Here is a 12,821-nt window from a genome sequence, read left to right on the forward strand (position 1 = left end):
CTGTCTGAACCATGGACAGCTCTTTTTACTGAAAGGAAGAAGAGCGATGAGAATCAATCCAAACAATGTAGAAATACTCATCTCTGCTGTAAGCAGTGCACAGTATCCAAAAACTGGCCTGCCGGAAATCGCTTTGAGCGGCCGCTCGAATGTGGGCAAGTCCTCCTTCATCAACGCAGTAGCCGGCCGCAAGAATATCGCCAGGACTTCCTCCAAACCCGGCAAGACACAGACATTGAACTTCTATAATATGGACGACCAGTTTGTGTTTGTCGATGTCCCCGGCTATGGCTATGCCAAGCAGTCGAAGAAGGCCCGCGAAGAGTGGGGAAAGATGATTGAGAACTACCTGGCCGAAAGGGAGGAACTGGCTGCCGTCATCCAGCTGGTCGATCTGAGGCATAAGCCGACCGAAGATGACGTGCTGATGTACAATTACCTTAAGCACTTTGAAATTCCGGTTATCATGATATGTACGAAGATGGATAAGATCCCAAAAAGTAAGCTTGAGAAGCATCTGAAAGTGGTCAGGGAGACCATCGACTTCGAAGAGGATGACGTGATGATTCCTTTCTCTGCAGTGGATAAGAAGAACCTCCCCAAAGCAATGGAGGCCATTTCACAATATATGTAGGATTGTTCACAAAAATTTCTTATTTATAATTGATATAAATAAGATTGTGTCGTGGATTATGCTCATGCAATCTGTTAAAATAATAATTATTGAAAGTGTCCAAAGACGAGGCATAATAGGATAGTGGGGGGCAATTCGGATGCATGTTATCGCATTGAGTCTGAATTACAGAAAAGCGAGTGTTCAAGAAAGAGAAAAGGTGGCGTTCAAGGATGAAGAGGTCATCCCGGCGCTACATAAGTTGCGGGAACAGAAAAGCGTGCTTGAAGCCGTACTTCTGTCCACATGCAACAGGACGGAAGTATACGTGGTCAGCGACCAGGTGCATACAGGAAAGTACTATTCCCAGATGTTCCTTGCGGACTGGTTTGATCTGGATCTGGCATCGGTCAAGAGGATTACGGATGTCAAAGTCGGAGATGAAGCAATCGAGCATCTGTACCGTGTCGCTTCCGGGCTGGAATCGATGGTTCTCGGAGAGACCCAGATCCTTGGACAGATCAGGGATGCATTCTTTACTGCCCAGAATGAGCATACGACAGGTACCATGTTCAACAAGCTTTTCAAAGAAGCGATTACGGTGGCAAAGCGCGGACATAGTGAAACGGATATCTCCAAGAATGCGATATCCATTTCATACGCCGCAGTGGAGCTTGCCAAGAAGATATTCTCCCGTGTGGACGACAGCAAAGTTCTGGTTATCGGCGCAGGGGAAATGGCTGAGCAGTCCCTTCTGAACCTGACGTCGAACGGCATCAGTAATGTCACGGTCGTCAACCGGTCCGAATCGAAAGCCGAACGCCTGGCTGAGCAGTTCAATGGAAAGAGTGCCTCCATCGACAGGTTGAAGGAGGAGCTCATCGGGACCGATATCGTGATCTCAAGCACTGCTGCACGCAATTATGTCATTACAGAAGAAGTGATGACAGAAGCGATGGCGAACCGTAAAGGGAAGCCGTTGATCCTGATGGATATTGCACTGCCGAGAGACATCGACCCGACAGTGGGCGGGATGGACAATGTCTACATGTATAATGTGGACGATCTCCAGGGCCTGGTGGATGCCAACCTCTCCACCCGTCAGGAGGAAGCAGCCAAAATTGAAGGCATGATTGCCGAAAGCATGGACAAGTTCACCGAATGGGTGAACATGCTGGGTGTCGTGCCGGTCATACAGGCACTCCGTACAAAGGCGCTCTCGATCCATGAAGAAACATTCCAGAGTGTGGAGAGGAAGATGCCGGATATGACTGACCGCGAGCGTACAGTGATATCGAAGCATATGAAGAGCATCATCAACCAGATGCTCAAAGATCCGATCATCTATACGAAGGAAATTTCAGGTGACCGGAAAGCAAGTGCAAAACTTGAAGAAATAGAGCAGCTCTTCGGCATCGAAGAAGAAGTGGATGCCATCCGCCAGCAGGAGAAAGAGAAACAGCAGCAGAAGCTATTGGCAAGGAAGCAGGAGCTGGCACTCGATTAAGGTGGAAGCCATATGGATATGATGTTCCGCAGTCATGAATTTATATTGTTATTATACTTTTTGAGCCTTTCTGTGCTAAGCTACGATCTGTTTTTCAGAAATCGGCTGGCCAGGAAGGTTTCCTTTTATCTTGTCATCATCGCCGCCGTACTCCAGGTCGCATCCTTCATCTATATCGGTGCGTCCCTCGGCCGCATCCCGATCCAGACAACTTTTGAAGGGATATATGTGTTCTCGGCCCTTGTCGTGATCATGGGCCTGTTCCATTACAGCCGGAGCGATTCGGAAATTGCCTTCTCGCTCTATGTATTCTGTGCCTTCATATTGTTTTCCATCTACACATTCGCGCCGGTCACCTACAGCAGGGTGACGGAAGTTTCAGCCATCATGAATGAATTGCTCGTCATCCATATTGTGCTGGCATTGTTTGCCTATGTGCTTTACTTCATTTCGGTGATACATGCCGTGATATATATCATTCAATATGATAACCTGAAAAAGAAGCGTTTCAATCGTCTCTTCTTTTCCCTCTTCAGTATAGAGACGGCCAAAAAGACGATGATACGCACGCTCGTCCTGGGTGTCCTGTTCATGCTGATCAGCATATCCCTCGGGACCCAGTGGGGCATATATATATTCGGAACTGAAATATTCCGTGACTTCAAGGTGCTTGGCACCCTGTTTGTACTCATACTGTATACGGGGCTGTTCTTCCACCTGAAAATAAAGGGCAGCATATACCAGTTTGCCTGGTTCAACATCCTGATCTTCATCATATGCATGCTGAACTATCTATTCATCACACAGCTATCCAGTTTTCATTTCTGGAGCTACTAAAGGAGACGCAAAATGAGAAAATTTATTGTTGGTTCAAGACGCAGTGGTCTGGCGATGACCCAGTCCAGACAGTTCATCGACAGTCTTAAATCGCACTATCCCGACCTGGACATCGAAATCAAGGAAATAGTGACCAAGGGGGACCGGATCGTCGATGTACAGCTGTCCAAAGTAGGCGGCAAGGGCCTTTTCGTCAAAGAGATCGAGCAGGCCCTCGCCAACGAGGAGATCGATATGGCCATCCACAGTCTGAAGGATGTACCAAGTACCATGCCTGAAGGATTCACCATCGCATGTGTACCTGAGCGGGAAGATATGCGCGATGCCTTCCTGTCCAACAACAAAGTGCACTTCAAGGATCTGCCCGCAGGCAGCGTTGTCGGTACGAGCAGCCTGAGGCGGGGTGCCCAGCTGCTTGCGATGCGTGATGATATCGAAGTGAAGTGGGTGCGCGGCAATATCGATACACGCATCAAGAAGATGGAATCCGGTGAGTATGACGCGATTGTGCTCGCAGCTGCAGGCCTTAAACGCATGGGCTGGTCCGACAATATTGTCACGGAATACTTCGACCCGGAATCATTCATTCCGGCCATTGCCCAGGGGGCACTCGGCATCGAGTGCCGTTCCGGCGACAAGGAGCTGATCGAGATGCTGCAGAAGGTGCATTCCGATATAGACGCATCATGTACGTCTGCAGAGCGGGCCTTCCTGAAGCGCATGGATGGCAGCTGTCAGGTGCCGATCGGCGGTTATGCATCCTATGAGGATGGGGAACTCTATCTGACGGGACTGATCATGCCTGAAGATGGCAGCGAACAGTATATCGTCAAAAAGTCCCATCAGGATCCGGAGACGCTCGGCAACCTCGTCGCTGATGAGATGGAGCGCATCGGCGCAAAGGATATCATCGACCGCATCAATGAAGCACTCTAGGCCATCGGTCATCATGACGCAGAGCAGGGAGCCGGAATTCCGGTCCGGAATGCTCGCGCTCCATCATGTGCCGCTGATCACGACTGAATGGCTGCCTTTTGATGCGTCATTGCTTGAATATGAATATGACTGGCTTGTGCTTACAAGCCGAAATGCAGTGGATCACTTTCTCCCATTCATGAAATCCGTCAGATTCAACAGGCTGGCGAGCATCGGCAGAAAGACGAGCGAAAGTCTGGAGTCCCATGGTTTCACAGTGGACTTCGAACCACCGGACTATTCGCAGGAAGGGTTCATGGCCCAGTTTGCAGCCCAACCGGGTGATCGTGTACTCTATCCCGTCAGCGAACGTGCCCGTCCGCTCCTTTATGAGCATCTGGGCAGGCAGGGATGCACAGTGGCACGCATCAACCTCTATCGCCCCGTGGACAACGGCCCTTCAAGGGAAGTGCTGCATGGGCTGCTGTCGGATGAACCGTATGCCATCACATTCTCAAGCCCATCGGGTGTCCGGACCTTCATGAAATGGTTCTCCCCCGATATGCTTGACGGGGTGGTTGTAGCAGCCATCGGACATGTGACGGCGGAGGCTTTGAAGGAATACGGCATAGACTCCATACAGCCGGAAAAGGAAACGATGGAAGACATGATCACGATGCTGGAAGAAAGAATAGATAGGAGAGTATAAAATGAATTTCGATAGACATCGACGTCTGAGAAGAACAGAATTCATGAGGGATATGGTCAGGGAGACGAAAGTCACAAAGGAAGATCTGATCTATCCGATTTTCGTAGTGGAATCCGACGATGTGAAGGAGGAAGTGCCGTCCATGAAGGGGGTCTTCCAGATTTCACTGAACCGGCTCCATGAAGAGCTGGAAGAGGTGAAGGCAGCCGGAATCAAATCCGTCATCTTCTTCGGCATACCGGACGAGAAGGACCCGGAGGGCCATGGTGCCTACCATGACCATGGCGTCGTCCAGGAAGCCTGCAGAATTTCAAAGGGCCTGTATCCTGAAATCCTGGTCATTCTGGATACCTGCCTGTGTGAATATACGGATCACGGCCATTGTGGACTCATCGATCCGGATACACAGGATGTCGATAATGACAGCACACTGCCGCTCCTTGTCAGAACTGCCGTCTCCCAGGCGAAAGCCGGAGCGGATATCATCGCGCCAAGCAATATGATGGATGGTTTCGTATCTGAAATCAGAAAAGGGCTCGACGACAATGGCTACAGCCATATTCCAATCATGAGCTATGGCATCAAGTACGCCTCCAAATTCTACGGCCCATTCCGTGATGCAGCGGACTCCACGCCGTCATTCGGCGACCGCAGGACCTATCAGATGGACCCTGCAAACCGTCTGGAGGCACAGCGTGAACTGGAAAGCGACCTCGAAGAGGGATGCGACATGATGATCGTCAAACCGGCACTGTCCTATCTTGACATCATCCGGGATGTCAGAAACAATACGAATGTGCCGGTAGTCGCCTACAATGTCAGTGGAGAGTACGCGATGACACGGACCGCTGTCGATATGGGACTTCTTGAGGAGTCCGTCATCATGGAACAGATGGTTTCCATGAAGCGTGCCGGAGCGGACATGATCATCACATACTTTGCCAAAGACATATGCAGAATGCTTGATGAAGGGATGGAATAGAATGTACGAAAAATCAGAAGCACTTTATGAAAAAGCGAAGGAACTGATGCCGGGCGGAGTGAACAGTCCAGTCAGGGCATTCAACTCCGTGGGCATGAATCCGGTCTTCATAGACCGCGCGAAAGATGCAAGAACCTATGATGTGGACGGCAACGAATACATCGACTATGTGCTCAGTTTCGGTCCCCTGATCCTCGGCCACAGCGATGAAAAGGTCGTCGACGCCCTCACCGCTGCTGCACAGAAAGGCACCAGTTTCGGTGCACCGACAGAACTTGAAAATGAACTGGCGGAACTCGTCATCGACCGCGTACCATCGGTCGAGATGCTCCGCATGGTCTCCTCGGGCACGGAAGCGACGCTTGCGGCGCTGCGGCTGGCCAGAGGATTCACTGGGAAGAATAAGATACTGAAGTTTGAAGGCTGCTACCACGGCCACAGCGATTCCCTGCTGATCAAGGCGGGCAGTGGCGTTGCGACGCTTGGGCTTCCGGATTCTCCAGGAGTGCCCGAAGGGACGGCGGCGAATACAATCACCGTACCGTACAACGATGAAGAGAGCCTTTCCGAGGCGTTCGACAAGTTCGGCGGGGATATTGCAGCAGTCATCATGGAACCCGTCGCCGGGAACATGGGCGTCGTGCCACCGAAAGAGGGCTTCCTGAAGTTCGTACGTGAGATTACGGAGCAGAATGATACGCTGCTCATATTTGATGAAGTCATGACCGGATTCCGTGTCGGCTATCACAGTGCACAGGGCCATTATGGCATTACGCCGGATCTGACATGCCTCGGCAAAGTGATCGGCGGTGGACTGCCTGTAGGGGCCTACGGCGGCAGGCGTGACATTATGGAACGCATTGCACCCGTCGGAGACATCTACCAGGCGGGCACACTGTCCGGCAACCCACTTGCGATGACGGCGGGACTTGAGACGCTCAGGCAGCTGACGCCGGAAAGCTACGAACATTTCAATAAGCTTGGCGACATGCTCGAAGTCGGGCTGAAGGATATTTTCAGCGAAAAAGGATATCCGATCACAGTCAATCGTGCCGGGTCGATGATCGGCTTCTTCCTGAGTGAAGGTCCGGTCGTGGATTTCGACAGTGCGAATACAAGCGACCTTGAGCTTTTCAAAAATCTGTACCAGGAACTGCTCAAAGAAGGTGTCTATCTGCCACCTTCCCAGTTCGAGGGCATGTTCCTCTCCACCAAGCATACCGAAGAAGATATCAGGAAGACACTGGACGCCTTCGGTAGCGCGCTTGAACGCGTTGCGGGGAAATAGCCTCCAAAATTCGAGTTTATATGCGCAGAATAAAGTGTATAATGAAAGAGAATAGACAACGGGAGGTAATTTGAATGGCCAATGACAAGGATAAGCACATATCCGACAAGAAAGCGAACATGAAAGGCGAACGAGATAAGGACAAAGTCTACATCGAAGGTCAGAACAGGGAAATGATCGACCGCAAAGAGGACAACAAGAAAAACCCGCTTATGTGGATCATTCCGATTGTTATTGTCCTGCTGCTCATTCCCCTGATCATCAACCAGTTCAGCGGCGGTGGCGATGAAGAGGGTGGAGACGGCTCTACATCGACGACTTCCGGAGACGAGGAAACGCAGGAAGAGGGAATGACCGAAGAGGACAGTACCGAAGAAGGCTCCGGTTCCGAAGAATCCACGGAAGAGGGATCCGGTGCTGAAGAGGAGTCCACTGAGGAATCCACTGAAGAAGAAGGCACAGAGGAAGAGAGTACTGAAGAGGAATCATCCGATGATTCCGATGCTGAAGTTACGGAAGAGGAACCAGGTTCAGCCAATGATGAGGCAGAGACTTCCGAAGACAGCAGTGCAAATTAATTCTGTTCATGACAACCCCGCAGCAGTGCAGACTGGGCGGGGTTGCATTTTGCATGAATATTGTTTTGAATTCCGAAATAATTACTGGAAGGGGCCGACGGGATGAAGTATCTGAACCTGCTGTTTCTGTTTCTTGCTGCAATCGTCCTGTCTGCGCTGCTGCAGTGGATCGGGATGGTGCTTCCATGGCTTTTTGGTGCGATGGTTGCAACCGTCCTGTTCCACAGGCTGGTGACGAGCCATTTCCATTATCCCAAATGGCTGGGCAACGTCGGCCTCGTCATCATCGGCGCGGAAATCGGCTCTGCATTCACCCTGCAGACATTTCGTGACATGGCTGACGATTACATAAACATCATACTTATTTCACTGCTCATCATCATCCTGAGCCTGATTCTGGCAAGATTTTTCATGAGGATGACCGGCTGCACCATGGAAACGGCTGTGCTTGCTTCGGTGCCGGGCGCACTGTCGCAGATGATCGTCATGGCGGAGGAGGAGAAGCGTGCGGATCTTCTGCTTGTCACGCTGACACAGATGTCGCGCATCGTGCTTGTCGTCATCTTCGTACCGCTGATTGCGAGCTTTGCCGCTGACAGGGGGACAGGTGCATTGAACGAAGCTGCGGCCCCGCTCCTGTCGGTCATGACATGGGACATGCTGTGGATCGTCGCTGCCATCCCCATCGTCATCCTCATACTCGCAAAATTGAAATTTCCTGTGCCGTTCATGATGGGTCCGATGCTCGCCGTGCTCGGCTGGAACATGGTGACGGATTATACATTTTCGGTCAACACTGAGTTCATGTATGCAGCCCAGCTGTTCTTCGGCATAAGGATCGGCTTTCAAATATCGACGCTCGTCACCCAGTTGAACAGCCGTCTGATCGCCGCCATGATCATACAGAATATACTCGTCATCGCAGGAACGATGGGGCTGGTGATGCTGTTTCTCCTGGTGACAGACCATAACTTCACGGATCTGTTCCTGAGCGCGGCACCGGGCGGCATCGGGCAGATCATCATCGTCGCCGTTGACATGGGCGCCAACACCGCAATGATCTCGAGCTATCATATATTCAGGATCTTCTTCATCCTTCTGATCGTCGCACCCGCCATAAATTACTTCCTTAGACGGAACAGGCGCCGGCGCGAGCATGCGGAGGATGGGACTTGACAGCACCCGGGTGTTGGAATACTATAAAATTAATGCAATAGATGAAGGCAGGAGAGTAGTGGTATACGGGTTACAGAGAGCATGTGGGTGCTGTGAACATGCCGAAGTATGCCATGAAAGTAGTCTGCAGAGATCAGTCCTGAACCAAAGTAGGGCCTGACGTGGGATGAGCGTTAATCATTTCGAGTGCAGCATTTCATGCTGAATCTAGGTGGTACCGCGGAGCTTCCGTCCTAAAGTCATGGACAGGAAGCTTTTTATTTTTGTCTAAAGGAGAGAATGTTATGGAAATGTCCAAAAAGTACGATCCGAAAATGGTTGAAGAAGGTAAATATGAAAAATGGGTGGAAGCCGGCTATTTCAAGTCTGATGCGGCTTCCGACAAGCCCCCGTACTCCATCGTCATCCCGCCGCCGAATGTGACGGGCAAACTGCACCTTGGGCACGCATGGGATACGACCCTCCAGGATATCATCACGCGCATGAAGCGCATGCAGGGCTATGAAGTCCTCTACCTCCCCGGCATGGACCATGCAGGCATTGCGACCCAGGCGAAAGTGGAAGCGCGCCTCCGCGAACAGGGCGTCACCCGTCATGACCTTGGCAGGGAAAAGTTCATTGAACGGGCATGGGACTGGAAGGAGGAGTATGCCGATTTCATCCGCAGCCAGTGGAAGAAGCTCGGCCTCGGCCTCGACTATGACAAGGAGCGCTTTACAATGGATGAAGGCCTGTCCAAGGCAGTAAGGAAGGTCTTCGTCGACATGTACAACAAAGGGATGATCTACCGCGGCGAATATATCATCAATTGGGATCCGGCGACACAGACGGCGCTGAGTGATATCGAAGTCATCCATAAGGAAGTCGAGGGCAACTTCTACCATGTGAAATATCCACTTCCTGACGGCAATCATCTTGAGATCGCCACTACACGTCCCGAGACGATGCTCGGTGATACGGCGATCGTCGTCCATCCCGATGATGACCGCTACAGGGAATATATCGGCAAGACTGTAACATTGCCGATCATGGAGCGCGAACTGCCGATCATTTCAGATCCGTATGTCGATATGGAATTCGGGACCGGGGTGATGAAGGTGACGCCGGCACACGACCCGAACGACTTCGTACTCGGTGAACGCCATGAACTGAAGCGGATCAATGTCATGAATGAGGACGGCACGATGAACGACCTCGCAGGCAGATATGCAGGCATGGACCGTTTCGAATGCCGCAAGGCACTGGTGAAGGATCTTGAGGCGGAAGGCTACCTGATCAAGGTGGAGCCGCATGTCCATTCCGTTGGACATTCGGAGCGCAGCGGGGCGGTCGTTGAGCCCTACCTGTCCACACAATGGTTCGTCAAGATGGACGATCTTGCCAAAAAGAGCCTGGACAATCAGGATTCCGATAATGCGATCAACTTCGTACCCGAGCGCTTTGATGCAACATTCCGCCGCTGGATGGAGGATATCCGCGACTGGTGCATCTCCCGCCAGCTCTGGTGGGGACACCAGATTCCGGCCTGGTATCATAAGGAGTCCGGAGAGATGCATGTTGGCATGGAGCCGCCTGCGGACCCGGACAACTGGGTGCAGGATGAAGACGTGCTGGATACATGGTTCTCAAGCGCTCTATGGCCGTTTTCCACAATGGGATGGCCCGAAGAGACGGAAGACCTGAAGAAGTTCTTCCCGACGAATGTGCTTGTGACCGGCTATGACATCATCTTCTTCTGGGTGGCACGAATGATCTTCTCCTCCCTTGAGCATACAGGAGAGAATCCATTCGATGATGTACTGCTCCACGGCCTTGTGAGGGATGAACAGAACCGCAAGATGTCGAAATCCCTCGGCAATGGTGTCGATCCGATGGATGTCATCGAAAAATATGGGGCGGATGCCCTGCGCTACTTCCTGTCCACAGGGACAACCCCGGGGCACGACCTCAGGTATTCCGATGAAAAAGTCGAATCCGTATGGAACTTCATCAATAAGATCTGGAACGCCTCCCGGTTCAGCCTGATGAATATCGGTGAAGACTTCGGTATGGAAGACATCAATCTCGAAGGTGAAAAATCATTGGCTGATGAGTGGATATTGACGCGCCTGAATGAGACGATCGGCAATGTCACGCAGCTTTCCGAACACTACGAGTTTGGAGAAGCAGGGCGCCTGCTGTACAACTTCATATGGGATGACTTCTGCGACTGGTACATCGAAATGGCGAAAGTGCCGATGGCTGAAGGTACGGAAGCCGAGAAGGCGATGACACGCTCCGTATTGCTCCATACCCTGGACAACATACTGAAGATGCTCCATCCATTCATGCCGTTTGTGACAGAGGAGATATACCAGACGATAGAGCCGGACAGGACGATCGTCACAAGCGAGTGGGCAAAGGCGCACACTCATCTCAGCAACCCGACTTCCGAGGATGCCATGGCACTGCTCGTCGACATCATCAAGTCGGTCCGCCAGACAAGGAATGAAGTCAACACACCCCTGTCGAAACCGATCGATATATTCATAGAAGTCAAAGACGCGGCGCGGAGAGAACTCATCGAGAACAACAGGCACTACATCGAACGCTTCTGCAACCCTGGCTCCCTCGACATCTCTTCTGAAGTTGTGACGGAAGAGGATGTGAAGACGGATGTGGTGAACGGTGCAACAGTCATACTGCCATTGTCCGGACTGATAGATATGCAGGAGGAGATAGCACGCCTTGAAGGTGAGCTGAAGCGTCTTGAAGGCGAACTGAAGCGCGTGGACGGCAAGCTCGGCAATGAGAAGTTCACCGCGAACGCACCGGCGGATGTCGTTGAAAAAGAAAGAGAGAAACAGATCGGCTACCAGTCCCAGTTCAACGAAGTCAGGGAGAGGCTGGACAATCTGAAAAGAAAGGGATAGGCCATGAGCTATCAAGAAGGATTGAATTGGATTCATGAAAGGATGAAATTTGGCATCAAACCCGGTGTCAGGCGTATGGAATGGATGCTTGGGCGCCTGGAGAATCCGGAACGCAATATCAATGGCATACATGTCGTCGGCACGAATGGCAAAGGATCCACCGTGTCCTATATGAGAAATGCTCTGAACCGGAACGGCTATACTGTCGGGACATTCACCTCCCCGTACATCGAGACATTCAACGAACGGATTTCGGTGGACGGCACGCCGATTTCAGATGACGATATCGTCCATCTGGTCAATATCGTCAAACCGGTAAGCGAAGCACTGGAAGCCGAGACGGACCTTGGTACGGCAACAGAGTTTGAAATCATTACGATGATGATGTTCGTCTATTTCGGAAGCGTGCGTTCTGTCGACTATGTGGTCGTCGAAGCCGGTCTTGGTGCCAAGAATGATTCGACGAATGTATTCCAGCCGATCATGACTGTACTGACAAGCATCGGGCTGGATCATACGAGCATACTGGGCGACACCCTGCTGGATATTGCCAAAGACAAGAGCGGTGTCATCAAACCCGGCGTTCCGCTTGTCTTCAGCGTCAAGGATGACGTATCCCGGGATTATATCCATACGGTGCTCGAGGAGAATCATGCAAAGGGGGTCGAACTGAACAGGGATATCATCATGATTCCTGAAAACGGTGAGTTCCAGTTCCAGTATGGCTCCTATGATTTCCAGGATATCCGGCTTGGCATGCCGGGCAGGCATCAGAAGGAGAATGCTTCCCTCGCCATAGCGGCGCTGATCGAGCTTCATGAAAGGGGAAGGGCGGTCCTCGACTGGAACCTGATGATCAAGGCCATCGAAGAGGCCACATGGCCTGGCCGTATCGAGACCATCAGTGAAGATCCGCTGGTCATCATTGATGGTGCCCATAACAATGAAGCGGTTGAAGCCCTCGTGGATACGATCGGAAAACAGCATCCCGACAAGAAGATTACAGTGCTTTTCTCAGCAATAGAAGGGAAGCCGCTGGCTGCGATGCTCGAGAAGCTCGAAGGGATGGCGGATGCCTTCAATGTGACGGATTTCGACTTCCCAAAAGCACTGCCGAAAGCGGCGATATACGAGAAGGTGAAGCACCCGCGCAGGGCGATGGTGGATGATTATATCCAGTTCATAGAAGATTTCGAAGGGGATCTCCTGCTCGCGACAGGCAGCCTCTACTTCATCAGTGAAATCAAGCAGTACTATAATAGAAAAAGACGATAATCCCGAGTGGGGATTATCGTCTTTTTTAT

At 51.5% G+C, this 12,821-nt stretch carries 11 protein-coding genes and 1 other annotated feature; all 11 genes read left to right on the forward strand.

Annotation, left to right across the window (positions count from 1 at the left end):
* Positions 1-46 precede the first annotated feature (46 nt).
* The 11 genes from yihA (at position 47) to BO53_RS0101355 (ending at position 12,792) form a co-directional block, all read left to right on the forward strand.
* Entirely contained in the window at positions 47-634 is a 588-nt protein-coding gene (gene yihA / locus BO53_RS0101305) for a ribosome biogenesis GTP-binding protein YihA/YsxC (protein WP_031544627.1), read from the forward strand.
* Between the two features lie 139 nt (positions 635-773).
* On the forward strand, positions 774-2,120 hold the full coding sequence (gene hemA, locus BO53_RS0101310) for a glutamyl-tRNA reductase (RefSeq protein ID WP_031544629.1): 1,347 nt from the start codon (positions 774-776) through the stop codon (positions 2,118-2,120).
* 12 nt (positions 2,121-2,132) lie between these two features.
* Positions 2,133-2,957, forward strand: coding sequence for a cytochrome c biogenesis protein CcsA (ccsA, locus tag BO53_RS0101315; protein WP_031544631.1), 825 nt, complete (start codon positions 2,133-2,135; stop codon positions 2,955-2,957).
* A gap of 12 nt (positions 2,958-2,969) precedes the next feature.
* Positions 2,970-3,893 (forward strand): hydroxymethylbilane synthase, encoded by a 924-nt coding sequence (gene hemC, locus BO53_RS0101320; protein ID WP_031544633.1) that lies wholly within the window; start codon positions 2,970-2,972, stop codon positions 3,891-3,893.
* Positions 3,880-4,581 carry a uroporphyrinogen-III synthase gene (locus BO53_RS0101325; RefSeq protein ID WP_031544635.1) on the forward strand — a complete coding sequence of 234 codons (702 nt, stop codon included), beginning with the start codon at positions 3,880-3,882 and terminating at the stop codon, positions 4,579-4,581. Before hemC ends, BO53_RS0101325 begins: the two co-directional genes overlap by 14 nt.
* 1 nt (position 4,582) lies before the next feature.
* Positions 4,583-5,563, forward strand: coding sequence for a porphobilinogen synthase (gene hemB, locus BO53_RS0101330; protein WP_031544638.1), 981 nt, complete (start codon positions 4,583-4,585; stop codon positions 5,561-5,563).
* 1 nt (position 5,564) lies between these two features.
* Positions 5,565-6,851 (forward strand): glutamate-1-semialdehyde 2,1-aminomutase, encoded by a 1,287-nt coding sequence (gene hemL / locus BO53_RS0101335; protein ID WP_031544640.1) that lies wholly within the window; start codon positions 5,565-5,567, stop codon positions 6,849-6,851.
* A 74-nt stretch (positions 6,852-6,925) separates the two neighbouring features.
* The gene (locus BO53_RS13535; RefSeq protein ID WP_051682963.1) at positions 6,926-7,429 is read left to right on the forward strand and encodes a hypothetical protein; all 504 of its coding nucleotides are present in this window, start codon (positions 6,926-6,928) and stop codon (positions 7,427-7,429) included.
* A 102-nt stretch (positions 7,430-7,531) separates the two neighbouring features.
* On the forward strand, positions 7,532-8,605 hold the full coding sequence (locus BO53_RS0101345; RefSeq protein ID WP_031544644.1) for an AbrB family transcriptional regulator: 1,074 nt from the start codon (positions 7,532-7,534) through the stop codon (positions 8,603-8,605).
* Positions 8,606-8,637: 32 nt separating this feature from the next.
* Positions 8,638-8,844 (forward strand) — a binding site (T-box leader).
* Positions 8,845-8,889: 45 nt separating this feature from the next.
* Positions 8,890-11,517 carry a valine--tRNA ligase gene (locus tag BO53_RS0101350; protein ID WP_031544646.1) on the forward strand — a complete coding sequence of 876 codons (2,628 nt, stop codon included), beginning with the start codon at positions 8,890-8,892 and terminating at the stop codon, positions 11,515-11,517.
* Between the two features lie 3 nt (positions 11,518-11,520).
* Entirely contained in the window at positions 11,521-12,792 is a 1,272-nt protein-coding gene (locus BO53_RS0101355) for a bifunctional folylpolyglutamate synthase/dihydrofolate synthase (RefSeq protein WP_031544648.1), read from the forward strand.
* Positions 12,793-12,821 lie beyond the last annotated feature (29 nt).

The sequence above is a fragment of the Salinicoccus luteus DSM 17002 genome (genome assembly GCF_000712035.1).
In the GTDB taxonomy this organism is placed as follows: Bacteria; Bacillota; Bacilli; order Staphylococcales; family Salinicoccaceae; genus Salinicoccus; species Salinicoccus luteus.